General features: G+C 71.4%; 22 protein-coding genes and 2 pseudogenes. 14 read left to right on the top strand and 10 right to left on the bottom strand.

The genetic code is table 11. The features are described 5' to 3' along the window. The 3 genes from ACFSJS_RS21090 to ACFSJS_RS21080 all read left to right on the top strand — a co-directional run bounded on the left by ACFSJS_RS21090 (nt 1) and on the right by ACFSJS_RS21080 (nt 3,162). Nucleotides 1-1,242 (top strand): arginine deiminase, encoded by a 1,242-nt coding sequence (locus ACFSJS_RS21090; RefSeq protein WP_380902728.1) that lies wholly within the window; start codon nt 1-3, stop codon nt 1,240-1,242. Nucleotides 1,243-1,408: 166 nt separating this feature from the next. Further along, complete coding sequence (argF, locus tag ACFSJS_RS21085; protein WP_380902726.1) at nt 1,409-2,413, top strand: ornithine carbamoyltransferase; 1,005 nt, start codon at nt 1,409-1,411, stop codon at nt 2,411-2,413. Nucleotides 2,414-2,499: 86 nt separating this feature from the next. Further along, nucleotides 2,500-3,162: a pentapeptide repeat-containing protein gene (locus ACFSJS_RS21080; RefSeq protein ID WP_380902724.1), complete on the top strand. Its 663-nt coding sequence runs from the start codon at nt 2,500-2,502 to the stop codon at nt 3,160-3,162. Between the two features lie 32 nt (nt 3,163-3,194). On the opposite strand, the gene ACFSJS_RS21075 is transcribed toward ACFSJS_RS21080, so the two are convergent. Next, nucleotides 3,195-4,145 (bottom strand): hypothetical protein, encoded by a 951-nt coding sequence (locus tag ACFSJS_RS21075; protein ID WP_380902722.1) that lies wholly within the window; start codon nt 4,143-4,145, stop codon nt 3,195-3,197. A 231-nt stretch (nt 4,146-4,376) separates the two neighbouring features. On the opposite strand from ACFSJS_RS21075, the pseudogene ACFSJS_RS21070 reads away from it, so the two are divergent. The 3 genes and pseudogenes from ACFSJS_RS21070 to ACFSJS_RS21060 form a co-directional block, all read left to right on the top strand. Then, a pseudogene (locus ACFSJS_RS21070) lies at nt 4,377-4,778 on the top strand (ATP-binding cassette domain-containing protein); the annotation flags it as partial. 322 nt (nt 4,779-5,100) lie between these two features. Beyond that, entirely contained in the window at nt 5,101-5,916 is an 816-nt protein-coding gene (locus tag ACFSJS_RS21065) for a hypothetical protein (protein ID WP_380902720.1), read from the top strand. A 97-nt stretch (nt 5,917-6,013) separates the two neighbouring features. Beyond that, nucleotides 6,014-6,409 (top strand): response regulator transcription factor, encoded by a 396-nt coding sequence (locus tag ACFSJS_RS21060; protein ID WP_380902718.1) that lies wholly within the window; start codon nt 6,014-6,016, stop codon nt 6,407-6,409. A gap of 81 nt (nt 6,410-6,490) precedes the next feature. Here the strand turns inward: ACFSJS_RS21060 and ACFSJS_RS21055 are convergent, their stop codons facing one another. From ACFSJS_RS21055 to ACFSJS_RS21015, 9 genes and pseudogenes are all read right to left on the bottom strand, one after another. After that, nucleotides 6,491-7,072 (bottom strand): hypothetical protein, encoded by a 582-nt coding sequence (locus tag ACFSJS_RS21055; protein ID WP_380902716.1) that lies wholly within the window; start codon nt 7,070-7,072, stop codon nt 6,491-6,493. A 95-nt stretch (nt 7,073-7,167) separates the two neighbouring features. Beyond that, nucleotides 7,168-7,452, bottom strand: coding sequence for a chorismate mutase family protein (locus ACFSJS_RS21050; RefSeq protein WP_380902714.1), 285 nt, complete (start codon nt 7,450-7,452; stop codon nt 7,168-7,170). Between the two features lie 5 nt (nt 7,453-7,457). Continuing rightward, nucleotides 7,458-8,573 carry a cation:proton antiporter domain-containing protein gene (locus tag ACFSJS_RS21045; RefSeq protein WP_380902885.1) on the bottom strand — a complete coding sequence of 372 codons (1,116 nt, stop codon included), beginning with the start codon at nt 8,571-8,573 and terminating at the stop codon, nt 7,458-7,460. 51 nt (nt 8,574-8,624) lie between these two features. Then, on the bottom strand, nt 8,625-8,789 hold the full coding sequence (locus ACFSJS_RS21040) for a hypothetical protein (RefSeq protein ID WP_380902712.1): 165 nt from the start codon (nt 8,787-8,789) through the stop codon (nt 8,625-8,627). Continuing rightward, a complete protein-coding gene (locus ACFSJS_RS21035) occupies nt 8,786-9,178 on the bottom strand; it encodes a flavin reductase (protein ID WP_380902710.1) in 393 nt (130 codons plus the stop codon). Before ACFSJS_RS21035 ends, ACFSJS_RS21040 begins: the two co-directional genes overlap by 4 nt. Then, nucleotides 9,117-9,320, bottom strand: a pseudogene (locus ACFSJS_RS21030) (tryptophan 7-halogenase); the annotation flags it as partial. The gene ACFSJS_RS21035 and the pseudogene ACFSJS_RS21030, both read right to left, overlap by 62 nt. Before the next feature lie 9 nt (nt 9,321-9,329). Further along, on the bottom strand, nt 9,330-10,079 hold the full coding sequence (locus ACFSJS_RS21025) for a transposase family protein (RefSeq protein ID WP_380902708.1): 750 nt from the start codon (nt 10,077-10,079) through the stop codon (nt 9,330-9,332). After that, on the bottom strand, nt 10,003-10,725 hold the full coding sequence (locus ACFSJS_RS21020) for a transposase (RefSeq protein ID WP_380902706.1): 723 nt from the start codon (nt 10,723-10,725) through the stop codon (nt 10,003-10,005). The genes ACFSJS_RS21025 and ACFSJS_RS21020 overlap by 77 nt, the downstream gene beginning before the upstream one ends. Before the next feature lie 47 nt (nt 10,726-10,772). Further along, the gene (locus tag ACFSJS_RS21015; RefSeq protein ID WP_380902704.1) at nt 10,773-12,302 is read right to left on the bottom strand and encodes a helix-turn-helix domain-containing protein; all 1,530 of its coding nucleotides are present in this window, start codon (nt 12,300-12,302) and stop codon (nt 10,773-10,775) included. Between the two features lie 358 nt (nt 12,303-12,660). Here ACFSJS_RS21015 and ACFSJS_RS21010 point away from each other — a divergent pair, with 358 nt between their 5' ends. From ACFSJS_RS21010 to ACFSJS_RS20975, 8 genes are all read left to right on the top strand, one after another. After that, nucleotides 12,661-15,495 (top strand): aconitate hydratase, encoded by a 2,835-nt coding sequence (locus ACFSJS_RS21010; protein ID WP_380902702.1) that lies wholly within the window; start codon nt 12,661-12,663, stop codon nt 15,493-15,495. Nucleotides 15,496-15,852: 357 nt separating this feature from the next. Further along, nucleotides 15,853-17,271 (top strand): N-acetylglucosamine/diacetylchitobiose ABC transporter substrate-binding protein, encoded by a 1,419-nt coding sequence (gene ngcE / locus ACFSJS_RS21005; RefSeq protein WP_380902700.1) that lies wholly within the window; start codon nt 15,853-15,855, stop codon nt 17,269-17,271. Between the two features lie 70 nt (nt 17,272-17,341). Next, nucleotides 17,342-18,370: a carbohydrate ABC transporter permease gene (locus ACFSJS_RS21000; RefSeq protein WP_380902698.1), complete on the top strand. Its 1,029-nt coding sequence runs from the start codon at nt 17,342-17,344 to the stop codon at nt 18,368-18,370. 22 nt (nt 18,371-18,392) lie between these two features. Further along, entirely contained in the window at nt 18,393-19,379 is a 987-nt protein-coding gene (locus tag ACFSJS_RS20995; protein WP_380902696.1) for a carbohydrate ABC transporter permease, read from the top strand. Between the two features lie 318 nt (nt 19,380-19,697). Beyond that, nucleotides 19,698-20,918 (top strand): ROK family transcriptional regulator, encoded by a 1,221-nt coding sequence (locus ACFSJS_RS20990; protein WP_380902694.1) that lies wholly within the window; start codon nt 19,698-19,700, stop codon nt 20,916-20,918. 360 nt (nt 20,919-21,278) lie between these two features. Beyond that, nucleotides 21,279-22,388: an ABC transporter substrate-binding protein gene (locus ACFSJS_RS20985; protein WP_380902692.1), complete on the top strand. Its 1,110-nt coding sequence runs from the start codon at nt 21,279-21,281 to the stop codon at nt 22,386-22,388. Nucleotides 22,389-22,501: 113 nt separating this feature from the next. Next, complete coding sequence (locus ACFSJS_RS20980) at nt 22,502-23,290, top strand: ATP-binding cassette domain-containing protein (protein ID WP_380902690.1); 789 nt, start codon at nt 22,502-22,504, stop codon at nt 23,288-23,290. Then, nucleotides 23,287-24,588, top strand: coding sequence for a sugar ABC transporter permease (locus tag ACFSJS_RS20975; protein WP_380902688.1), 1,302 nt, complete (start codon nt 23,287-23,289; stop codon nt 24,586-24,588). Before ACFSJS_RS20980 ends, ACFSJS_RS20975 begins: the two co-directional genes overlap by 4 nt. The last annotated feature ends 92 nt before the right edge of the window (nt 24,589-24,680 follow it).

Raw genomic sequence — 24,680 nt, 5'->3', positions numbered from 1 at the left:
ATGGGATTCCACGTCGATTCCGAGACCGGGCGTCTGCGGCGCGTCATCCTGCACCGCCCCGACCTGGAGCTGAAGCGGCTCACCCCGTCCAACCGGGACGACCTGCTCTTCGACGACGTGCTGTGGGTGCGGCGGGCCCGGCAGGAGCACGACGGCTTCGCCGACGTGCTGCGCGACCGGGGCGTGGAGGTCCACCTCTTCGGCGACCTGCTGGCCGAGGTGCTGGAGGTGCCCGCCGCCCGCGCGTTCGTGCTGGACCGGACCTTCCACGAGAAGGAGTACGGTCCGCTCGCCGCCGACCACCTGCGGGCCGTCTTCGACGGGATGTCCGGCGCGGAGCTGGCCGAGTCGCTGGTGGGCGGCATGACCAAGCGGGAGTACCTGGAGCGGTATCCGGAGCCGGTCTCGGTCCGCTTCCACGTGATGGAGCCCGACGACTTCCTGGTCGCCCCGCTCCCCAACCACCTGTTCACCCGGGACACCTCGGCCTGGGTGTACGACGGGGTCTCCATCAACGCCATGCGCTGGCCCGCCCGCCGGCGCGAGAGCGTCCACTTCGAGGCGATCTACCGCCACCACCCGCTGTTCGCCCCCGCGGGCGAGGGCGGGGAGCGGGGCTTCCACCTGTGGTCCGGGGAGCAGGGGGACCACCCCTCCACCATCGAGGGCGGGGACGTCCTGGTGATCGGCAGCGGCGCGGTGCTCATCGGGATGAGCGAGCGCACCACCCCGCAGGCGGTGGAGACCCTCGCCCGAGGGCTGTTCGCGGCGGGCTCGGCCCGCACCATCGTGGCGCTGGACATGCCCAAGAGCCGGGCCCTGATGCACCTGGACACGGTGATGACGATGGTCGACGGCGACACCTTCACCCAGTACGCGGGCCTGGGCATGCTGCCCTCCTACACCATCGAGCCGGGCGCCTCGGAGAAGGAGCTGAAGGTCACCGACCACCCGCCCGAGCACATGCACCGGGCCATCGCCGCCGCGCTCGGTCTGGACGGCATCCGGGTGCTCACCGCCACCCAGGACGTGCACGCCGCCGAGCGCGAGCAGTGGGACGACGGCTGCAACGTGCTGGCCGTCGAGCCGGGCGTCGTCATCGCCTACGAGCGCAACGTCACCACCAACACCCACCTGCGCAAGCACGGGATCGAGGTGATCACCGTCCCCGGCAGCGAGCTGGGCCGGGGGCGCGGCGGACCGCGCTGCATGAGCTGCCCGTTCGAACGGGACGCGGTGTAGGTCCGGCCGGGGTGCGCGCCGCGGCGGGCGGCGGCGCCCGCACGGCGGAGCCTGCGGCGCGGTGCGAGGATACGGCCGGAGCGCGGAACCCGACCGCATACTGATGCGGGCAGCCGTATACTATTCCGAGTCTTCCGCCGTCCCCGACCGTTCTCCAGGAGCCACCATGGCGATCGACCTCACGGGCCGCCACTTCCTCAAGGAGCTGGACTTCACCCCCGAGGAGTTCCGCCGGCTGGTGGAGCTGGCCGCCGAGCTCAAGGCGGCCCGGCGCGCGGGCACCGAGGAGCAGCGGCTGCGTGGCAGGAGTATCGCGCTGATCTTCGAGAAGACCTCCACCCGCACCCGGTGCGCCTTCGAGGTCGCCGCCGCCCAGCAGGGCGCCCACACCACCTACCTCGACCCGTCCGGCTCCCAGATCGGCCACAAGGAGTCGGTGAAGGACACCGCCCGGGTGCTGGGCCGGATGTACGACGCGATCGAGTACCGCGGCAGCGGCCAGGAGGTCGTCGAGGAGTTGGCCGCCCACGCCGGCGTCCCGGTCTACAACGGGCTCACCGACCGGTGGCACCCCACCCAGATGCTCGCCGACGTGCTCACCATGACCGAGCACTGCGCCCGGCCCCTGGCGGAGACCGCCTACGCCTACCTCGGCGACGCCCGCAACAACATGGGCAACTCCTACCTGGTGACCGGCGCGCTGCTGGGCATGGACGTCCGTGTCGCCGCCCCCCGGAGCCTGTGGCCGGAGGAGGACGTGGTCGCCGAGGCCCGTTCCCTGGCCGAGCGCACCGGCGCCCGCGTCACCCTCACCGAGAAGGTCGAGGAGGGCGTGGCGGGAGCGGACTTCGTGGCCACCGACGTGTGGGTGTCGATGGGCGAGCCCGAGGAGGTGTGGGAGGAGCGCATCGAGCTGCTGCGCCCGTACGCCGTCACCATGGACGTGCTGCGCGCCACCGGCAACCCGGACGTCCGCTTCCTGCACTGCCTGCCGGCCTTCCACGACCTGGGCACGGCCCTCGGCCGCAGGATCCACCAGCGGTACGGCCTGCGGTCGCTGGAGGTGACGGACGAGGTGTTCGAGTCGGAGCACTCGGTCGTCTTCGACGAGGCCGAGAACCGCATGCACACCATCAAGGCGGTCATGGTCGCCACCCTCGCGGGAGCCTGAGCGCCCGGCCCGCTGCGTCCCGCCCGCCGTTGTCGGTGGCCGCGGGTAGGGTGCGCGCGACCCGCCCCCGCGCCGGAAGGCCCGCCATGCCCCCCGCCCAGACCCCCCGCGGCCTCGACGACCTGCCGTACGCGCAGTACCTCGAACCGTTCGACGGCGTGCCGGAGCGCGAGCTGACCTACGACACCCTCCACTTCGACGGCCGGGGCTTCGAGGACGCCGACTGCGGCGGGGCGGGCTTCACCGAGTGCGCCTTCACCTCGGTCTCCTTCACCGGCGGACGCTGCCGCCGGGCCCGGTTCGACGACGTGTGGTTCCACACCGTGCGCTGGGTGGGCACCGACCTGGCCGAGACGGGCTGGACGGACGCCGAGGCCGTCGCCGGGATCTTCGCGGGGGTGGAGGCCCACGGCTCGGTGATGCGCCGCGTGGCGTTCTTCGACTGCAAACTCGACTCGGTCGACCTCCGCGCGGCCACCCTGCGGGAGGTGCGTTTCACCGACTGCCTGCTGCGGGACGCGGACTTCTCCGGCGCCTCCCTGTCCGGCGTCTCCTTCCCCGGCTCGGTCCTGGAGGGCGCGCGGTTCGACGGTGCCCGGATGAAGGAGGTGGACCTGCGCGGTGCGGCCGCGCTGGGCATCGCCTCGGGACACGGTTCCCTCCGGGGCGCGACGGTCGGCGGGGCGCAGCTGCTGGACCTGGCCCCGGCCCTGGCCCGGGAGCTCGGCATCACGGTGCGGGGCGGCTGAGGGGCGCCCGGGGACGCCGGAGGCCGCGGGGGTCACCGCGGCGCCGACCGCTCCGCCAGGGGCGCGAGCTCCGCGCCGGTCGCCGGCCGGAGGGTGGACAGGACGTGCCGGGCCGCGGCCGGATCGGAGCGGGGACCCTCCAGGGCGACGACGTGCAGCAGGCCGTCGCGCAGCAGCCGCAGCTCCCGCCGCTCGTGACCGTCCGCGTAGGCCACCAGCAGCCGTCCCCCGCCGTCGTCCGTGCAGCGGACGGCCGTCCCGCCCAGCGGGACGGGGCAGCCGCGCGCGTCGACGCGCGGCCCGGCGCCGGTACCGGGCCGCTCCACGCTCAGGCGCAACGCCCGTGTGTCGCCGCGCGTGTAGCCGGCGCCGAAGGCGGTGGCGCTCGCGTGCGCCACGTCCAGCGCGTACCCGGGGGGTGGGTCGCCGACGCGCAGCAGGGCGCGGTCCACGCGGTTGGCCGCGAGCCACTCCTCCGGGGAGAGCGGCCGGGAACTCTCCCAGACGCCGTAGGCCCAGCCGCCCGCCAGCACCGCCGCACCGGCGAGGGCTGCGAGGCGGACCCTGGCCCCCGCCAGGAAGGGCACGGCACCCAGCGCGTGGCACAGCCCCCCGAAGGGGTGGAGCAGGACGTCGGCCCCCGGCCCCAGCCCCGGCCCCTGCCGGTCCACCACCAGGACCGCGAGCACGCCGGCCGTGCCCAGTGTGTAGACCCCCGCCCCCCACACCCACCTGCCGGACGCCCGTCCGGTGATCGGGGCGAACTGCCGGAAGAGGCCGCCGACGGCGGTGAACAGGGCCGTCCCCCCGGCCACCGCCGCGACGGGGACGACCGCGACGGCCGCCCCCTCGGAGAACAGCAGCGCCAGGAACACCGCGTGGAGCTGGACGTGGGCGAAGGCGGTGCCGACGAGGGCGAGCACCGCCAGGTGGGCCGCGAGCACCCGTCCCGTGCCGCCCCGCGCGCGTGTCTGCGAGGTCACCCCGTGGACCACGCGCGGAGGGCGGGCCGCGGTTCCCGTCCGGCCCCCCCGGCGGGCCGCGGCGCGCGGGGGTGGGCCGCCGGGAGGACCGGGCGGGAGCGATGAGTCCGGTCCCCGCCGCCGGTCCACAGGGGCGTGGCGAGCCCCGCAGGCACCCGGCGCGTTTCGCGCGGGCCGGAGCGGCGCGCCACACCACACACGGCGGACACGAGGGGAACGAGGGCGCGAACCATGAAGGACGGCACATCCGGCCCGGCGATCGAGACGTCGGGGCTGGTGAAGGTGTTCGGAGGGACCCGCGCGGTGGACGGGGTCGACCTCACCGTGCCCGCGGGCACGGTCTACGGGGTGCTCGGCCCCAACGGCGCGGGCAAGACCACCACGGTCAAGATGCTCGCCACCCTGCTGCGCCCCGACGGGGGCGAGGCCCGCGTCTTCGGCCACGACGTGCTGCACGAGGCCGACGCCGTGCGCGGCCGGGTGAGCCTGACCGGGCAGTACGCCTCGGTGGACGAGGACCTGACCGGCACGGAGAACCTGGTCCTGCTGGGCGACGTGCTGCGCTACGTGATCGCCTGCGCGGTGATGCTCGCCCTCGGCCTGCTCCTGGGCTTCCGGCTCGAGGCGGGCGCCCCGGGGTGCTCGCTGGGGTGGGGCGCGATGCTGACGGCCGTCTTCGGCACGGCCACCATGCGCCTGTACAACCGCCGGTGACCCGCGGGTCCGCCCGCCCCGCCGCGGGCGGGCCCCATCCGGCCGGAGGACCGCGCGGCGAACCGGAACGATCACGCGGTGATCACGATCGGAGGCGGATTGGCGGTCCACGGCCACAACTTCTGCACAAGAGCTTAGAGTTGGCCGGTCCCAGGGCCCGCGACGACCGGAGCGCCGACGCTTCCCCGGCCGCCTGCCCTGGTGACGGAGCACTCGTTCACCGAAGCGGAGACACACACCCATGCGACCCACCGCCGTCCGCCGTACCGCCCTCGCCGCCTGCGCGGCCTCCCTGGCCCTGCTGGCCGCCGCCTGCGGCGGTTCGGAGAGAGGCGGCGGAGCCGAGGACAAGCCCAAGGCCGGCGCGACGGCCTCCACCGGACCGGCGGACACGGCGAAGACCCCCGCCGAGCTGGAGAAGCTCGTGCTCGCCACCGGGGACGTCGAGGGCCACAAGGTCGAGGAGCTGGGCCCGGGCGACAGCACCCCCGCGAAGGACGTCTCCGCCGACAAGAAGGAGTGCGAGCCCATCGCGTACGCGCAGCTGGGTGTGCCGATCGGCGACCCGGCGGCGACCGTCCAGCGCATGGTCACCCAGGAGCCCGAGAAGCCGCAGGAGACCGGCACCGCAGGCTCCGGCGAGATCACCGAGGAGGACATCAAGGACTTCGAGGAGGCGATCGAGTCGTCCTTCGACGTGACGGCCACGATGCTCTCCCTGTCCTCCTACGGCTCCGGGGGAGCGGAGAAGGCCGCGGCCGACCTGAGCGCCGCCGCCGAGGCGTGCTCCGGCGGATTCGCCGGCGGCGTCCGGGGCGAGCCGCAGAAGGTGACCGGGATCACGAAGGAGGACAAGGTCACCGGTGGCGATGAGGCCTTCGCCTGGACGGTGACGACGGAGCAGGAGGGCGAGTCGGTCCCGCTCAAGCTCGCGGTGGTGCGCAAGGGCGACACCCTGGCCGTCTTCTCCTCCTTCAACTTCGCCGCCGCCGGCGGCGGCAAGGACTTCGCCTTCCCGACCGAGGTCATCGACGCCCAGACCGAGAAGCTCGGCTGACCCGCCGCGTCCCGCCCCCGCCCTGGCGGCCCGCCTGCTCGGGGCACGGCGCCCCGGGACGACGTTCCTGCTGCTGGAGCAGGTCATCGAGGCGGAGGTGCTGCTGCCGGCCCTGGAGCGGATCGCGGCCGGCGCCACGATTGCCGACCCGCGGGCCGTCGGAGTGCTCACCGTCGCCTGCGGCCCGCACCCCGGCGACTCCGCCTGGTCGGACCCGGGGCTCGCCTCGCTCAGCCCGCGCGAGCGGGACGTCCTGCGGCTGATGACGCTGGGCCGCACCAACAGCGCCATCGCCGGCGACCTGTGCGTGTCGCCGGGCACCGTGGAGAAGCGGGTCGCGGCGATCTTCACCAAGCTGGGCCTGAACGGCGGCGACGGCGAGAACCGCCGGGTCCTCTCCGTACTGCGGCTGCTGTCCGCGCAGGGCCAGGGCGCGGTGCCGGCTCCCGAGGTCCGCACCGCGCGGCGGCCGCACCTGACCAGGGCGGCGTGAGGCCCGGCCCGCACCGCGAACGGCCGTGTCCTCGGCGGGATTCCTCCCCCGGGGGCACGGCCGCATGCGTACGGCCCGGCGTCACCCGGCGGCGAACCGGCGTACGGCGGCCCGCTGCCACTCGGTGACCCGCACGACCACCCACGGCAGCACGAAGAAGGCCACCACGCCGGAGAAGAAGTGCAGCGCGACCGCGCCGACCGGGGTCGGCCCGCCCCAGGCGTCGGTGGGGTAGGGCTCCCAGCCCCAGATCGGATAGGTCAGGTTGCGCGCCGAGACGATGACCCAGCCGACGGTCGCCGCGAAGGACAGGGTCGCCAGGACCATGTTGACGAAGAAAAGCTGGACGGCGCCCGCGACGCGTCCGGAGCGGCACGGGGCCAGCCGCTCGCCGAAGAAGACGCGCAGCCGCATGCGCTCGAAGGCGGGCCCGGCCACCGCGGCGACCACCAGCGCCAGGAACAGCGTCAGCGGGCCGAGCCCCTGCTTCCCACTGTCCTGCGAGGACTTGATCAGCGGCTGTAAGGCCAGCACGAGACCGGCGACGAGCGGCACCAGCAGCGCGTACAGCAGGTGCCGCCAGGTGTCGCCGCGGAACGGCAGGGCCAGCAGTCCCCGTAGGCCGCGACGCGGCACGGTTCGGGTGTGGGTCGTTGGGGTCACGGTGGGTTTCTTTCCTCTCCTGAGGGCGGTCGGAAACAGCCGGCGGGGAACGCCGTCACCGGGGCCGGCCCGGTGGCTGGCCCCGGTGACGGGGGTCAGGCGGCGTTCGGCGCGACACGCTCGCCGGCGGCTCCGGGAGGGGTCGGCGACAGCAGTCGCAGCGCGATCGCGGTGCCGGTGCCGCCCAGCGCCTCGTGGTACTGGCTCAGCACCTCGTTCTCCTGGGCCAGCTGGAACTCGCGCAGGCCCGCCAGCCGGCGCAGCGTCCTCAACTGCAGGACGACCTCCTGGTGTTGCCGGATCAGTCCGATGATGTCCTGGTCGATGGCCTGCAGTCGCTGCCTGCGTTCGGCGATCCGTGCGGAATCGATCGGGGACATGGGTGTCAGACCTCCACGGAAGTGCTCTGGGCGGTGCGTTCGGGCACCGGCCGGTACGGGGACGGTTCGGGATCGGTGTGCGGAGCGGGGATGGGCATTGGGACGCCGGTCAGCTTCAGCAGCGGGCCGGTCATCGCGGTGGTCGCCAGGGCCATCACGACGAGCACGGTGAGTCCGGCGTCGCTGATCAGGCCGGCCTGCCAGCCGATGCCGCCGACGACGAGTTCGGTGACGCCGCGACAGTTCATCAGCACGCCGAGCCGCAGCGCCTCGGTGCGGTTCAGGCCGATCAGCCGGCCCGCGGCGCCCGCACCGGCGAGCTTGCCGGCCGCCGCCGCAACGATGACGCCGAGCAGGACGCACCAGTGCCACACGCTGGTGCCCAGCGTGCCGGGGGACACGGTGAGCCCCACGCCGGCGAAGAACAGGGGCAGCAGCACCGCTTGGGTGAAACCCTGCAGTTGCTGGTGCAGCCGCGTCACGATGAACGAGCCGTTCGGCACGGCCGTGCCGAACAGAAACGCGCCGATGACCGGGTGCAGCCCGATGATCTCGGTCAGGCCGCCGTAACCGAGCGCCCCGGCCAGCAGCAGCGGCAGGACCAGCCGCTCGCCGCGCCCGCCCGCCTCGACGCGCCGCAGCAGCGCCGCCAGCGCCGGGCGCACCAGCAGGTACGTGACCGCCACGAGCAGCGCGACCAGCGTCAGGGTCAGAGCGACCGGTCCGGTGCCGCCGGTGCGGCTGACCGCGAGGACGGCGGTGAGCACCAGCCAGGCGATGCCGTCGCCGACGGCCGCCGACAGCAGCGCGAACACCCCGGTGCGGGTGGTGTCCAGGCCCATGTCGACCAGGATCCGGGCCAGCACGGGCAGGGCCGTGACCGACAGGGCGAGGCCGAAGAACAACAGGTAGGCGCCGCCCGAGGCGTGGTCGCCGCGCAGCACGTCGGGTGCGGCACAGGCGAGGACGGCGCCGAGCAGGAAGGGCAGCCCCATGCCGCCGGCGACGACCGCACCGATAGCGCCGACCGTGGTGCCGCTCGCCCGGGTGTTGCCCAGGCGCAGTTCGCAGCCCAGCAGGAACATGAAGGTGACGAGGCCTAGTTGGGCCGTGGTGGACAGGGCCGAGGTGACGCTCTGCGGCAGCAGCCACGCGTGGGCCTGCGGCCACAGTCAGTCGAGCGCGGACGGCCCGAGCAGCAGGCCGCCGAGGATCTCGCCGATCACCGGGGCGTGCCCGAGCCGGCCGACGAGCACGCCGAGCACATGGCTGAACAGGACGACGAGGGCGGCCGCGAGCAGGAACCGGGCGAGCGGATCGGCGTGCAAGCCGCTCACGACGCCACCCCCTCGGGCGCCGCGAGCGACCCCGGAACCGTGCCGCCCGGCCAGGCGGCGAACCCCCGTGCCCCGTAGAGCAGGGGGACACCCGGCTCCTGAGCGACACCGGTCACTTCACCGATGACCGCAGTATGATCGGCGATTTCCGAAAGATTCGAAACCGTGCATTCCGCCACCGCGAAGGCGTCGTCCGCGAGCCACGGCAGCCCGGCGCCGGGCGAGGTCCGCCAGGTTACCTGCCCGAACCGGTTCTCGGCGGGCCGGGCGAACAAAGCCCGTGCAGTCGATGAACAGGTCGCCGGCGAGCACGCCGCTGTTCTTCGCCCGGACCTCGGTGAGCCAGCCGCGCTCGTCCGTGCACACCTCCACCACGTCGTCCACGACATGGCGGACGCCGCGGTCGGTGCCGTACTTGGTGAGGAACTGCGCGAGCAGGCCCGCGTCGAAGTGGTAGGCGTACGGGAACTGCGCGCGCTGCTCGTCGAGCGTGGACCGGCCGAGCGAGCCGTCGAGGCCCTGCGCGAACAGTGAGCGTTTTCAGCGTTGACGTTCCAGGGTGAGGACGGCAGCGGTGATGACCGTCATGCGGTTGGGGCTGCAGCGGGCTCTGCGGAAGACGCGCCAGGACTTGAGTCTCGCGACGCTTCGTTCGACCGGTGCTCGTGCCGCTGACAGGGCCCGGTTGATCGTCCGTTGGGTCGCGGTGAGGTCCTGGTGCGGAAGACGTCTGATCGGCGTGGTCACCCAGGAGCCGGCCCCGATGTAGGCGCGGTCGGCGAGGATGGGCACGCCCTGGCGTTCACAGATCCGGATGATGCGGTGGGTGCGGGCCGCGGTCAGGTCGTGGGTGCGGCCAGGCAGTGCGGGCGAGATCCACAGGAGCTTGCCCGCAGGATCGGCAGCGACCTGCACGTGCACGCCGTGGCGGCGGTGCTTGTGAGAGTAGTCGCCCCGGCTGTCACCGACCCGGTCGCACTCGGCGAGCGTTCCGTCGAGCAGGACGTGATCGGGATCCGCCTCTCGCAGGACCCGCAGCAGCCCGGGTGCCCGGCGGGCGAGGTGGCCGACGACGGCGGTGACGTAGGCGTGGGCGGTGCCGACGGATATGCCGAAACCGGTGGCGATCTGCGCGAGCGTGTCGTGCCGGCGGAGGTAGACCAGGCCGACGAGAGCACGCTGGTGAGGCGGGAGCTTGCAGCGACGGTCACCCTCACGGGTGACGATGAGCATGGTTACCCACTCGACCAGGGTGTGAGGCAGGTCGAGTAAGGCAGGATACGGAACCAACGAGGCTCCTGTGCCGATGAGTTGAGACGTCGAATACCTCTCTCAACGGCACAGGGGCCTCCTGCGTTGCGGGAGGCCACCCCGTCACCCGACCGGTGGCCACTCTGAAAACGCTCATTGAGTCGGAACAGTCGAGTTGCCTACCTGGTCGTATAGCGGACGTGTCGGGCGTGGAAGTAGCCGCAGATGATGTGGGGTTGGCGCTGGCGGCGGTGGAGGAATCGTCGGGTCTCGTAGGCGAGGTCGTCCACTGAGCGGGCACGCGAGGCGTGGACGTGTGCCGTTTGAGGTCGGCGTTCAGGGGCTCATCGGGGTTGAGTTCGGGGCTGTAACCGGGCATCAGGTGCAACTCGATGCGGTCGGCGTTGGCCTCCAGCCAGGCCCGGACCGCCTTGCTGCGGTGCACAGGGTGCCGTACCCCCACCGGCCTTATACGTCTGCCGCGCGTCACGACCGTTGACCGTCCGTCTCGTCCTGGCCGCCGCGGATGGTGATGCCCTGGACAGAGCCGTCGGCCGGTGATCGCGGTCGACGGCAAGACGCTCCGCGGCTCCCGCACCAAGATCGGAGCGTGGCCTGTAGCGCGCCGCAGGTTCAAAGTCCCAGAGAAGTCCCAGAGACGCCGCCGCAGCCCTTCCTGACCCATTGCATCGCAGGTCAGAAGGGGCGCGGCGACGTCCCGGAAGCCGCCGCTCAGATGTCCCGGAAGATCTCGATCTGGGCGCCCACCGAGTTCAGCCGCTCGGCCAGGTCCTCGTAGCCGCGGTTGATGACGTAGACGTTGCGCAGCACCGAGGTGCCCTCGGCCGCCATCATCGCCAGCAGCACCACCACCGCCGGGCGCAGCGCGGGCGGGCACATCATCTCGGCGGCCCGCCAGCGGGTGGGGCCCTCGACCAGGACGCGGTGGGGGTCCAGGAGCTGGAGGCGCCCGCCGAGCCGGTTGAGGTCGGTGAGGTAGATGGCCCGGTTGTCGTAGACCCAGTCGTGGATGAGGGTCTTGCCCTGGGCGGTGGCGGCGATGGCCGCGAAGAACGGCACGTTGTCGATGTTGATGCCGGGGAACGGCATCGGGTGGATCTTGTCGATCGGCGCCTCCAGCTTGGACGGGCGCACGGTGAGGTCGGCCAGCCGGGTGCGGCCGTTGTCGGCGGGGTACTCCGCGCCGCGGTCGTGGTCCAGGCCCATCTCCTCCAGCACCGCCAGCTCGATCTCCAGGAACTCGATCGGCACCCGGCGGATCGTCAGCTCCGACTCGGTGACGACCGCGGCGGCCAGCAGGCTCATCGCCTCCACCGGGTCCTCGGAGGGGGAGTAGTCCACGTCCCGGTCGATGTGGGCCACGCCGTGCACGGTCAGCGTGGTGGTGCCCACCCCCTCGATCCGCACGCCCAGCTGCTCCAGGAAGAAGCACAGGTCCTGGACCATGTAGTTGGGGGAGGCGTTGCGGATGACGGTGGTGCCCTCGTGCCGGGCGGCGGCCAGCAGCGCGTTCTCGGTGACGGTGTCCCCGCGCTCGGTCAGCACGATGGGACGGGCGGGGCGGACGGAGCGGTCCACCACGGAGTGGTACATGCCCTCGGTGGCGGTGACCTCCAGGCCGAAGTGGCGCAGGGCGCTCATGTGCGGCTGCACCGTGCGGGTGCCCAGGTCGCAGCCGCCCGCGTAGGGGATGCGGAAGTGGTCCATGCGGTGCAGCAGCGGACCGAGGAACATGATGATGCTGCGGGTGCGGCGGGCGGCCTCGGCGTCGATGCCGTCCAGGTTCAGCTCGGCCGGCGGGACGATCTCCAGGTCGGCGCCGTCGTTGATCCAGCGGGTGCGCACCCCGATGGAGCCCAGCACCTCCAGGATCCGGTAGACCTCCTCGATGCGGGCCACCCGGCGCAGCACGGTGCGCCCGGAGTTCAGCAGGGAGGCGCACAGCAGGGCGACGCAGGCGTTCTTGCTGGTCTTGACGTCGATGGCGCCCGACAGGCGGCGGCCGCCGACGACGCGCAGGTGCATCGGCCCCGAGTAGCCCAGCGAGACGATCTCACTGTCGAGGGCTTCACCGATACGGGCGATCATCTCAAGACTGATGTTCTGGTTGCCGCGCTCGATGCGGTTGACCGCGCTCTGGCTGGTGGCCAGCGCCTCCGCCAGCTGGCTCTGTGTCCAGCCACGGTGCTGGCGGGCGTCACGGATGAGTTTGCCGATACGCATGAGGTAGTCGTCGGTCATGAGGGTGATGTTATCTCAGATATGAGATGTCAATCGCTGGAGGGGTGGTGTTTCCCTGTTTTCTTCTTACTTTCACCCTTTTGCCGGGTACGCGCCCGGGGAACGCGGCTTTTCCGCCGTTCCGCCGCCCCGCCCGGCCGCCGTGCCCCGGGGGCGGGCGTCCCGGGGCCGGGCGGGGCATGACCGCGGGGCGGCCATGTACTAGAGTTATCTCGACATCGAGATATCTACCGAGAGACGTACCGCCGCAGCGTCCACCGGCCCGTCCGGGTTAGGTGAACCTGAGCGAGGGGGCCGCGGCCCCGGGCGGCAGGATCACGGTGGTACGCGCGAAACTCATGCACCGAAGGAGACTGTCGTGTCGGCGAACAGCTTCGACGCCCGCAGCACGCTGCAGGTGGGCGACGAGTCGTACGAGATCTTCCGGCTGGACAAGGTGGAGGGCTCCGCTCGCCTCCCGTACAGCCTGAAGGTCCTCCTGGAGAACCTCCTCCGCACCGAGGACGGCGCGAACATCACCGCCGACCACATCCGGGCCCTGGGCGGCTGGGACTCCCAGGCGCAGCCCAGCAGGGAGATCCAGTTCACGCCGGCCCGCGTGATCATGCAGGACTTCACCGGCGTCCCCTGCGTCGTCGACCTGGCCACCATGCGCGAGGCCGTCAAGGAGCTGGGCGGCGACCCCTCCAAGATCAACCCGCTGGCCCCGGCCGAGCTGGTCATCGACCACTCCGTGATCGCCGACAAGTTCGGCACCCCGGAATCCTTCCAGCAGAACGTGGAGCTGGAGTACGGCCGCAACCGCGAGCGCTACCAGTTCCTGCGCTGGGGGCAGACCGCCTTCGACGAGTTCAAGGTCGTCCCGCCCGGCACGGGCATCGTCCACCAGGTGAACATCGAGCACCTGGCCCGCGTGGTCATGGTCCGCGACGGCAGGGCCTACCCCGACACCCTGGTGGGCACCGACTCGCACACCACCATGGTCAACGGCCTGGGCGTGCTCGGCTGGGGCGTCGGCGGCATCGAGGCCGAGGCCGCCATGCTCGGCCAGCCGGTCTCCATGCTCATCCCGCGCGTCGTCGGCTTCAAGCTGACCGGCGAGCTGCCCACCGGCACCACCGCCACCGACCTGGTGCTCACCATCACCGAGATGCTCCGCGAGCACGGCGTCGTCGGCAAGTTCGTCGAGTTCTACGGCGAGGGCGTGGCCGCCACCTCGCTGGCCAACCGCGCCACCATCGGCAACATGTCGCCGGAGTTCGGCTCCACCGCCGCGATCTTCCCGGTGGACGACGAGACCCTGAGGTACCTGCGCCTGACCGGCCGCTCCGAGCAGCAGGTCGCGCTCGTCGAGGCCTACGCCAAGGAGCAGGGCCTGTGGCTGGACCCGGCCGCCGAGCCGGACTTCTCCGAGAAGCTGGAGCTCGACCTCTCCACCGTCGTGCCCTCCATCGCCGGCCCCAAGCGCCCGCAGGACCGCATCGTGCTGGCCGAGGCCGCCGAGCAGTTCAAGAAGGACGTCCGCAACTACGTCTCCGCCGGCGTCACCGGCGGCGACGCCCGCAAGCCGGGCGTCCCGGCGCAGGAGCAGCCCAAGGGCGTGGCCTCCCCGGTGGACGAGGCGAGCGCCGAGTCCTTCCCGGCCTCCGACGCCCCGGCCTACGGCCACCAGGAGAACGGCTCGGGCGCCCCGCAGCACGCCGACGGCCCGGCCGACGACGCCCCCTCCAACCCGGTCACCGTCACCGCCCCCGACGGCACGACCTACGAGCTGGACCACGGCGCCGTCACCGTCGCCGCGATCACCTCCTGCACCAACACCTCCAACCCGTCGGTGATGGTGGCCGCCGCCCTGGTGGCCAAGAAGGCCGTCGAGAAGGGCCTGACCCGCAAGCCGTGGGTCAAGACCACCCTGGCCCCGGGCTCCAAGGTCGTCATGGACTACTACGACCGCGCGGGCCTCACGCCGTACCTCGACAAGATGGGCTTCAACCTCGTCGGCTACGGCTGCACCACCTGCATCGGCAACTCCGGCCCGCTGCCGGAGGAGGTCTCCCGGGCCGTCAACGAGGGCGACCTGGCCGTCACCTCGGTGCTCTCGGGCAACCGCAACTTCGAGGGCCGCATCAACCCCGACGTCAAGATGAACTACCTGGCGTCCCCGCCGCTGGTCGTCGCCTACGCCATCGCGGGCTCGATGAAGGTGGACATCACCCGTGAGCCGCTGGGCACGGACAAGGACGGCAACCCCGTCTTCCTGAAGGACATCTGGCCCTCCGAGCAGGAGGTCGAGGACGTCGTCGCCTCCGCCATCGGCGAGGACATGTTCTCCGCCTCCTACCAGGACGTCTTCGCCGGCGACGCCCAGTGGCAGGCGCTGCCGGTGCCCACCGGCGACACCTTCGAGTGGGACCCGGAGTCCACCTACGTCCGCAAGCCCCCGTACTTCGAGGGCATGGGCATGGACCCGGAGCCGGTGCAGGACATCTCCGGCGCCCGCGTCCTGGCCAAGCTGGGCGACTCGGTCACCACCGACCACATCTCCCCGGCCGGCGCCATCAAGGCCGACACCCCGGCCGGCCAGTACCTCACCGAGCACGGCGTGGCCCGCCGCGACTTCAACAGCTACGGCTCCCGCCGCGGCAACCACGAGGTCATGATCCGCGGCACCTTCGCCAACATCCGGCTGCGCAACCAGATCGCGCCGGGCACCGAGGGCGGCTACACCCGCGACTTCACCCAGGAGGGCGGGCCGGTCTCCTTCATCTACGACGCCTCCCGGAACTACCAGGCCGCCGGCATCCCGCTGGTCGTCCTGGCGGGCAAGGAGTACGGCTCCGGCTCCTCGCGCGACTGGGCCGCCAAGGGCACCGCGCTGCTGGGCGTCCGGGCCGTCATCGCCGAGAGCTACGAGCGCATCCACCGCTCCAACCTCATCGGCATGGGCGTGCTGCCGCTGCAGTTCCCCGAGGGCGCCTCGGCCGAGTCGCTGGGCCTGACGGGTGAGGAGACCTTCTCCATCAGCGGCATCACCGCGCTCAACGAGGGCGGCATCCCGCGCACCGTGAAGGTCGCCACCGACACCGGCGTGGAGTTCGACGCCACCGTCCGGATCGACACCCCGGGCGAGGCGGACTACTACCGCAACGGCGGAATCATGCAGTACGTCCTGCGGTCCCTGATCCGCAAGTGACGCCCGCGCCCCCGGTGCCCCGCGCGGCCCGGGGAGCGCGTCCGGCCCGTGACGGCGGCGCCGTACCTCCCTTGGTGGGAGGTGCGGCGCCGCCGCGTTTCCCCCAGGTCTCAACTCGGGAAAGACTGGCACCCGAACGCGCCCTGATCTTGCCCCTGAGAAGGGAAGTGGACTATACCTGTCGGCGTCCGAGCGGTCATATGAGAAGACCGTGGGCCCGGGGGAGGGCGGGCATCGGGGAGGCCCTGCACAACCACAGACCCGGCGTACATCCCGTACAACTCAGCTTCAACTCACCAGCGGTACCCGGCGGTTCGGGGCTACCGCCAGAGTCCTGGAGAAGGCGAGGACTTGAGCATGGGATCCACCGATGTCAACCGTCGTGATCTGATCAAGAGGGCCGCCGCGGCGGGTCTGATCGCCGCTCCCGCCCTGGGCGCGCTCTCCGCCTGCGCGAGCGGCGGGGGCGACAACGACAGCAAGGTCGCCAAGGGCGAGAAGACCAAGGACAACCCGCTCGGCGTCAACAAGGACGCCGAGCTGGACTTCGTGATCTTCGACGGAGGCTTCGGCACCCAGTACGGCAAGGACGCCGCGAAGATCTACGAGAAGAACTACGGCAAGGTCAAGCTCACCGCCACCCAGAAGATCCGCTCCCTCCTCCAGCCCCGCATGGTCGGCGGCAACCCGCCGGACCTCGTCGACAACTCCGGCGCCGAGGAGATGGACGCCGCCTCCCTGATCGACAAGGGGCAGCTCACCGAGCTGTCCCCGCTGCTGGACGCGCCCTCCGTCGACGACCCGGGCACCCCGGTGCGCGACACCCTCCTGCCGGGCACCATCGAGATGGGCCAGTACGGTGACGAGAAGGTCTGGCGCCTGAACTACGCCTACACCGTCTACGGCCAGTGGTACTCCAAGAAGCTCCTCGCCGACAACGGCTGGGAGTACCCCCGGACGTGGGACGAGATGCTCGCCCTGTGCGCCAAGGCCAAGAAGAAGGGCATCGCGGGCTGGACCTACGCCGGCCAGCACCCGTACTACATCCCCTTCACCCTCTACCCGTTCATCGGGAAGATCGGCGGCCCGGAGGTCATCAGGAGCATCGACAACCTGGAGCCGAACGCCTGGAAGCACGACGCGGTCAAGAGCGCCTTCGAGGCCTACCACGAGCTGGCGGCCAAGGGCTACATCCTCAAGGGCACCCCGGGCCTGGACCACATCCAGTCCCAGACCCAGTGGACCAAGGGCAAGTGCCTCTTCATCCCCAACGGCTCCTGGGTGGAGAACGAGGCCGCCGACACCACGCCCGCGGACTTCGACATGGCCGTCGGCCCCGTCACCGGACTGGACGGCTCCGACAAGATGCCCTTCGGCACCCTGTGGGCCCAGGCGGGTGAACCGTTCATCGTGCCCGCGCAGGCCAAGAACCCGGCCGGCGCCATGGAGTTCCTGCGCATCATGCTGAGCAAGCAGTCCGCGCAGAACTTCTCCCGGCTGGTGAAGTCCCTCAGCTGCGTGGCCGGGGCCACCGACGGCATGGAGATGTCCCCCGGCCTGGCCTCGGCCAACCAGGCGCTCAAGGACGCCGGGGACAACGTGCTCAACCCGCGCATCTTCGACTGGTACCCGACCCTCCACCGGGAGCAGATCGGCTCGGTGGTCGCCGAGCTGATGGCCGGCCGGATGAAGCCGGCGGAGGCCATGGACAAGTGCCAGGAGTACGCCGACAAGACGGCCAAGGACGACTCCGTCAAGAAGTACAAGCACGCCTGAGCCGGGCCCGGCCGCAGACCCGCCGGAACAGCCGGAACAGCCGGGACAACGGAGATAGGACGTAGGCGGCATGGCCAGTGACAGCTCCGCGGTGGACAAGACCGCCGGAAGGCCGGCACCACCCCCGCCGGTGCCCGGCGGGGGGAACCGGGGGGGCTTCAGGACGTCCCCGCACTACCGGACGTACGTCAAGTACCGCTTCATCGCGGGCTTCCTCGCGGTGCCGCTGGTGCTCTACGGCGCCCTGGTCGTGTCACCCTTCTTCCAGACGTTCTACTACTCGCTGACCGACTGGACGGGTCTGAGCAGCGACTTCGCCTTCATCGGCCTCGACAACTTCGAGCGCCTGCTGGAGGACGACATCTTCCACAAGGCGCTGTGGCACAACGTCCTGCTGCTGCTGATCCTGCCCGTCCTCACCCTGGGCCTGGGCCTGTTCTTCGCCTTCATGCTCAACGTGGGCGGCCGGCACAACAGGGGGGAGGCGGCCACCGGGGTCCGCGGCTCGCACTTCTACAAGATCGTCTACTTCTTCCCGCAGGCCCTGTCGATCGCCATCGTCGTGGTGCTGTGGAAGTACATCTTCAACCCCCAGGGGGGCCTGCTCAACGGGGTGCTGACGGCCTTCGGCCTGGAGGAGTGGCACCAGAGCTGGCTGGGCGACCCGCGGCTGGCCTTCTGGTGCGTCGTGGTCGTGATGGTGTGGGCGAACGTCGGCTTCTACGTCGTGCTCTTCTCCGCCGCCATGGGCTCGATCCCCAAGGAGATCTACGAGGCGGCGCTGCTGGACGGCGCCGGCCGGGTGACCACGTTCTTCCGCGTCACGCTGCCGCTGATGCGCGACACCGTGCAGACCGGCTGGGTGTACATGGGCATCATGGCGCTCGACGCCTTCGCCGTGGTGCACATCCTGACGGTGAACGCGGGCGGTCCCGCCTACTCGACCATCGTCACCCCGGTCTACCTCTACAACAAGGCGTTCAAGGACGGACAGGCCGGTTACGCGACCGCCGTCGCCGTGGCCCTGCTGATCGTCACCATGATCTTCTCGGTGGCGGCGATGGCGCTGGGGCGGAACAAGGACCGGATCGAGTTCTGAAGGACGAGCGGGAGAAGCAACCATGACCACTGCCGGACCCTCCCCCTCGCTCCGCCCGGGGGACCCCGAGGAGACCGCCGCCGCCCTCACCCGGGGCGCCGGCGACGAGAGCCCGAAGGCCCCGGGTGAGGGCGCCCCCGCCGGGAAGGGGCGGCCCGGCCGCGGGGGCGCGGACAGCGGCGGGGGGCGCACCCTCAACGTCTTCTCGCAGGCCTTCCTGGTCCTGTGGGCCGTGATGGCCGCCGGCCCCCTGCTGTGGGCGGTGATGAACTCCTTCAAGTCCTCCGGCGCCATCCTGGAGGACCCCTGGTCGCTGCCGTCCAAGCTGCACTGGGACAACTGGTCCTTCGCCTGGAACCAGGCGAACATCGGCCAGTACACGATCAACTCGGCGATCGTGGTGCTCGGTTCGGTGGTGGGCACCATGCTGCTGGGCTCGATGGTGGCGTACGTCCTGGCCCGCTACGACTTCCCCGGCAACCGGGTGATCTACTTCCTGTTCGTCGGCGGCATGGCGTTCCCGATCATCGTCGCCCTGGTGCCGCTGTTCTTCGTGATGAAGAACTTCGCGCTCCTGGACACCTACCACGGCCTGATCCTGGTCTACATCGCCTACTCGCTGCCGTTCACGGTCTTCTTCATGGCGGCCTTCTTCCGCACCCTGCCCACCTCGATCGCGGAGGCGGCGGAGATCGACGGTGCCTCCCACAGCGCGATCTTCTTCCGGGTCATGCTGCCGATGGCCAAGCCCGGCCTGATCAGCGTCGGCATCTTCAACTTCCTGGGCCAGTGGAACCAGTACCTGATCCCCCAGGTGGTGCACGTGGGGGACCCCGACAAGTACGTCCTCACCCAGGGCCTGGCCAACCTGGCGGCCCAGACGGGCTACCGCGGCAACTGGGGCGGCCTGTTCGCGGGCCTGACCCTGGCCGTGCTGCCCATCCTGGTGGTCTACGTCGTCTTCCAGCGGCAGGTGCAGGCGGGCCTGACCGCCGGCGCCCTGAAGTAGCCGGCCGCGTCCGCCGGCCCCGCCGACCGCACCGCCCCGAGGCGGCCGCCGCACGTCCGCGGCGGCCGCCTCCGCGCACCTCCCGCGCCACCGTGCCGTCACCGCCGCGCCACTCCCGCGCCACCGCCCCGGGGCGTATGGTCACCGTGGGTGAGCGCGGAACATCTGAGCGCCCACCCCGCTCAAGGTCTTGACGGGAGATAACGGTTCAGGCTGTCCTTGGAGTTCACGTATTGGAGACAAGCCGCGCCCGAGTGGGCGGGTGCGGCCGAACGGGCGAGCCGTCGTGCCGCCCGTTGAGGCGGGAGTGGTTGAGTCGTGGAGACTCCGGGGTCGCAGTCCTCTCTGCACCGGGCCAATCTGGAGCGGGTGGTACGAGCCGTGCGCATGGCGGGCTCGCTCACCCAGGCGGAGATCGCCCGTGCCACCGGACTGTCGGCCGCGACGGTCTCCAACATCGTCCGGGAGCTGAAGGACAACGGTACCGTCGAGGTCACCCCGACCTCCGCCGGGGGGCGCCGGGCCCGCAGCGTCTCGCTCTCCGGTGACGCCGGGATTGTCGTCGGCGTCGACTTCGGCCACTCCCACCTGCGGGTGGCCATCGGCAACCTGGCCCACCAGGTGCTCGCCGAGGAGGCCGAGCCGATCGACGTGGACGCCTCCGCCTCCCAGGGCTTCGACCGGGCCGAGCAGCTCGTCGAGCGGCTGATCGGCGTCACCGGCTTCAGTCGCGAGAAGGTCATCGGCATGGGCCTGGGCGTTCCCGGCCCCATCGACGTGGAGACCGGGGCGCTGGGCTCCACGGCCATCCTGCCGGGCTGGGCCGGGGCCAACCCCCGCGAGGAGATGGCCGCCCGGCTGGGCGTGGAGGTGCACGTCGACAACGACGCCAACCTCGGCGCGCTGGGCGAGCTGGTGTGGGGCAGCGGGCGCGGCGCGCGCGACCTGGCCTACATCAAGGTCGCCAGCGGCGTCGGCGCCGGCCTGGTGATCGACGGACGGATCTACCGGGGCCCGGGCGGCACCGCCGGCGAGATCGGCCACATCACCCTGGACGAGTCCGGACCGGTGTGCCGCTGCGGCAACCGCGGCTGCCTGGAGACGTTCGCGGCGGCCCGCTACGTCCTGCCGCTGCTGCACTCCAGCCACGGCCCCGACCTGACCATGACCGAGATGGTGAAGCTCGCCCGGACCGGCGACCTGGGCTGCCGGCGGGTGGTGGCCGACGTCGGGCGGCACGTGGGCAGCGGCGTGGCCAACCTGTGCAACCTCCTCAACCCCAGCCGGATCGTGCTCGGCGGCGATCTGGCGGAGGCCGGGGAGCTGGTGCTGGGGCCGATCCGGGACTCCGTCTCCCGCTACGCCATCCCCAGCGCGGCCCGGCGGCTGACGGTGGTGCCCGGCGCGCTCGGCGGCCGGGCGGAGGTGCTGGGCGCCCTGGCGCTGGTGCTGAGCGAGATGGGCGACTCCACGCTGCTGGACGGCGCGCTCTCCCCGGCCGCGCCGGCCCCCGCACTCGCGGCTCCGGCCGGAGTCTGAGCGCCCCTTCCGGTGCGGGCCCCGGCGGCTCCTCGTCCGGCCGGGAGTGGAAAACAAACGAAGAGACGGCGAACGGCGGAACACGGCCGGCCGTCGGCCCGGGGCGGCCCCGGCGGCGGCCGGCCGTCCCATCCGGCCCCGGAGAGCGCTCCCAGGGCTCCTGCGGGGGTTTTCCGGGCCCTGGCGCGGTCGTCGCACGGCCGTCATGGGGCGGACACTCAGCCACTCTGCGTTCATCTTGTTCACGCATGGCATCGTTGCGGTCTCGTTAAGAATTTACTTCTTGACGACAGGTGTCGCTCCGAGTTGACTTCCAGCCACCTCGGCCGCAGTGACGCGGCCTCGTCAGGGAGGTTCTGGATGAACACGCATCTGCGTCGTGCCGCCGTGGCCGTGGCCGCGACCGCGATGGCCGTCTCGCTCGCCGCGTGCGGCAGCGCCAAGGAGGCCGGAGGCGACAACGGCTCGGGCGCCGGCGAGAAGAAGAAGGACGGACCGCTCACCATCGGCCTGCTGCTGCCGGAGGACCAGACGGCCCGCTACGAGAACTTCGACAGGCCGCTCATAGAGAAGCGGATCAAGGAGCTGTGCTCCGACTGCGAGGTCAGCTACGTCAACGCCAAGCAGGACGCCTCGACGCAGCAGCAGCAGATGAACTCGATGATCACCAAGAAGGTGGACGTGATCATCCTGGACGCGGTGGACTCCAAGTCCATCGCCGGATCGGTCAAGAAGGCCGACGACGCCGGCATCCCCGTCGTCGCCTACGACCGCCTCGCCGAGGGCCCGATCTCCGCCTACACCTCCTTCGACAACGAGGAGGTCGGCCGGGTCCAGGCCACCGCCCTGCTGGAGCAGCTGGGCGACAAGGCCGACGACGGCCAGATCGTGATGATGAACGGGTCGCCGACCGACCCCAACGCCGCCATGTTCAAGAAGGGCGCCAAGTCCGTCCTGGACGGCAAGGTCAAGGTGGGCAAGTCCTACGACACCACCGACTGGAAGCCCGAAGAGGCCAACAAGAACATGAACGGCGCCATCGCCTCCCTGGGCAAGGAGAACATCGTCGGCGTCTACTCCGCCAACGACGGCATGGCGGGCGGCATCATCACCGCGCTCAAGGGCGCCGGCGTCGACCCGCTGCCGCCGGTCACCGGCCAGGACGCCGAGCTGGCGGGTGTCCAGCGCATCGTCGCCGGCGAGCAGTTCATGACGGTCTACAAGCCGTTCCAGCCCGAGGCCTACACCGCCGCCGAGATGGCCGTGGCCCTCGGACGCGGCGAGGACCCGAAGGCGGAGACCACCGTCGACAGCGCCACCACCAAGGGCGTGCCCGCCACCCTGATCAAGCCGATCTCGGTGACGGTCGACAACCTCAAGGACACCGTGGTCAAGGACGGCCTCTACACGGTGGAGGAGATCTGCACGGCGAAGTACAAGGCGGCGTGCGAGAAGGCCGGCCTGCTGTAACGGCCCGCGCCGCCTCCTCCCCTCCGGCCCCGCCGTCGGTGCCCGCGCCCCCTTCGGCCCCCCGCCCCGGGCGCGGGCACCGCACGGCTCACCACCCCGCTTTGTCCTAGGAGTTGGTTCACGTGTCCGCTACGCCTGTACTGGCGTTGCGCGGAATCTCCAAGCGATTCGGAGCCGTCCAGGCGCTCACCGATGTCGAGCTGGAGGTCCACGCCGGCGAGGTCGTCGCCCTGGTGGGCGACAACGGCGCCGGAAAGTCCACCCTCGTGAAGACGATCGCCGGCGTCGGCCCCGCCGACGAGGGCGTCTTCGAGTGGGAGGGCACCCCCGTCGAGGTCAACCGTCCCCACGACGCCCAGGAGCTGGGCATCGCCACCGTCTACCAGGACCTCGCTCTGTGCGACAACCTGGACGTCGTCGGCAACCTGTTCCTCGGCCGCGAGATCCTCCGCTCCGGAGTGCTCGACGAGATCGAGATGGAGCGCCGCGCCCGGGAGCTGCTCGACACCCTGTCGATCCGCATCCCCAGCGTCCGCATCCCGGTCGCCTCGCTCTCCGGCGGCCAGCGGCAGACCGTCGCCATCGCCCGCTCGATGCTGGGCGAGCCCAAGCTCGTCATCCTGGACGAGCCCACCGCCGCCCTCGGCGTCGAGCAGACCGCCCAGGTGCTCGACCTGGTGGAGCGGCTGCGCGAGCGCGGCCTCGCCGTCATCCTCATCAGCCACAACATGGCGGACGTCAAGGCGGTCGCCGACAAGGTGGCGGTGCTCCGACTCGGCCGCAACAACGGCGTCTTCGATGTCGCGAGCACGTCGCAGGAAGAGATCATCTCCGCCATCACCGGCGCCACGGACAACGCCGTGACCCGCCGCAGGGCGCGTACCGCGGGGAGCCGACCGTGAGTGAGACCAACCTTTCCAAGGCACCGGCCGAGACCGGCCGGACCGGTGCGGCCGACGGCGGCGCCGCCAAGGGCGCCACGCCCGCCGTCGACCCCAGACTGCTGGTCCGCGAGGAGGGCCTGGCCGGCTATCTGAGCGACTTCGGCAGGAAGCTGCGCAGCGGCGAGCTGGGCTCCGTGCCCGTCGTCGTCGGACTGATCGTCATCTGGGCCATCTTCCAGCTGATGGACCCGGCCTTCCTCTCCGCGGAGAACCTCTCCAACCTGTCGATCTACATCGTCGGCACCGGACTGATCTCCGTCGGCATCGTCTTCGTGCTGCTGCTGGGCGAGATCGACCTGTCGGTCGGCTCCGTCAGCGGCGTGGCCTCCGCCGTCTTCGCCGTGGCGGCCGTCAACAACGGGGTCAACGAGTGGCTGGCGGTCGCCCTGGCCCTGGTCACCGGTGCGCTCATCGGCGCCCTGCACGGCTTCTTCTTCGCGAAGATCGGCGTCCCGGCCTTCGTCGTCACCCTGGCGGGCCTGCTGTTCTGGAACGGCTTCATGCTGCGGGTGCTGGGCACCACCGGCACCATCAACCTCGACAGCGACGGTGTCGTCGGCACCCTGTCCAACCACTACTTCACCGACGTCGCCGTCGCCTACGGCACCGCGACCGTGGCGGTGGGCGCCTTCTTCGCCGCCCAGTTCATCGGCGCCCGGCGCCGCGCGGCGGCCGGCATCCCCTCCCGCCCGATGGGCGAGATCGCCGTGCGCACCGGGCTGCTGGCCGTCCTCGCCTTCGGCGCCGCCTTCATGCTCAACCAGTACAAGGGCATGCCGCTGGCGCTGCTGATCTTCCTGATCGTGCTGGTGGCGATGGACTTCCTGCTCCGCCGCACCTCCTACGGCCGCAAGGTCTTCGCGCTGGGCGGCAACACCGAGGCGGCCCGCCGCGCCGGCATCAACGTCACGGCCATCCGGATCTCGGTCTTCTCCATCGCGGGCACCATGGCCGCCTTCGGCGGCCTGATGATCGCCTCCCGCATCCTGGCCGCCAACCAGGGCGCCGGCACCGGCAACCTGCTGATGGAGGCCATCGCCGCGGCGGTCATCGGCGGCACCAGCCTCTTCGGCGGCCGCGGTTCGGTCTGGTCCGCCCTCCTGGGCATGCTGGTCATCGGCTCGATCGCCTCGGGCATGGCGCTGCTGGGCATCGCCGCCGCCATCCAGTACATGATCACCGGCGCGGTGCTGCTGGCCGCCGCCGTCGTCGACTCGGTCTCCCGCCGCACCCAGCGGTCCGCGGGCCGCACCTGACGCCCCGACCGGCATCCCGGCGCGACTCCCCGGTGCCGGGCCCCTCCTCGCCGAGGGGCCCGGCACCGCCGTGCGCTGCGGCCCCGCCCCCA

This window comes from Streptomyces desertarenae, assembly GCF_042681365.1.
Lineage (GTDB): Bacteria > Actinomycetota > Actinomycetes > Streptomycetales > Streptomycetaceae > Streptomyces > Streptomyces desertarenae.
This window is presented reverse-complemented; position numbering and strand designations above follow the sequence as displayed.

Coding starts and splice junctions, on each gene's coding strand:
- ACFSJS_RS21065 (WP_380902720.1), top strand. CDS start 5,101: ATGCGACCCACCGCCGTCCGCCGTACCGCCCTCGCCGCCTGCGCGGCC.
- ACFSJS_RS21090 (WP_380902728.1), top strand. CDS start 1: ATGGGATTCCACGTCGATTCCGAGACCGGGCGTCTGCGGCGCGTCATC.
- ACFSJS_RS20995 (WP_380902696.1), top strand. CDS start 18,393: ATGACCACTGCCGGACCCTCCCCCTCGCTCCGCCCGGGGGACCCCGAG.
- argF (WP_380902726.1), top strand. CDS start 1,409: ATGGCGATCGACCTCACGGGCCGCCACTTCCTCAAGGAGCTGGACTTC.
- ACFSJS_RS21000 (WP_380902698.1), top strand. CDS start 17,342: ATGGCCAGTGACAGCTCCGCGGTGGACAAGACCGCCGGAAGGCCGGCA.
- ACFSJS_RS21035 (WP_380902710.1), bottom strand. CDS start 9,178: ATGTCGTGGACGACGTGGTGGAGGTGTGCACGGACGAGCGCGGCTGGC.
- ACFSJS_RS21050 (WP_380902714.1), bottom strand. CDS start 7,452: ATGTCCCCGATCGATTCCGCACGGATCGCCGAACGCAGGCAGCGACTG.
- ACFSJS_RS21080 (WP_380902724.1), top strand. CDS start 2,500: ATGCCCCCCGCCCAGACCCCCCGCGGCCTCGACGACCTGCCGTACGCG.
- ngcE (WP_380902700.1), top strand. CDS start 15,853: ATGGGATCCACCGATGTCAACCGTCGTGATCTGATCAAGAGGGCCGCC.
- ACFSJS_RS20985 (WP_380902692.1), top strand. CDS start 21,279: ATGAACACGCATCTGCGTCGTGCCGCCGTGGCCGTGGCCGCGACCGCG.
- ACFSJS_RS21020 (WP_380902706.1), bottom strand. CDS start 10,725: ATGGGTCAGGAAGGGCTGCGGCGGCGTCTCTGGGACTTCTCTGGGACT.
- ACFSJS_RS21015 (WP_380902704.1), bottom strand. CDS start 12,302: ATGACCGACGACTACCTCATGCGTATCGGCAAACTCATCCGTGACGCC.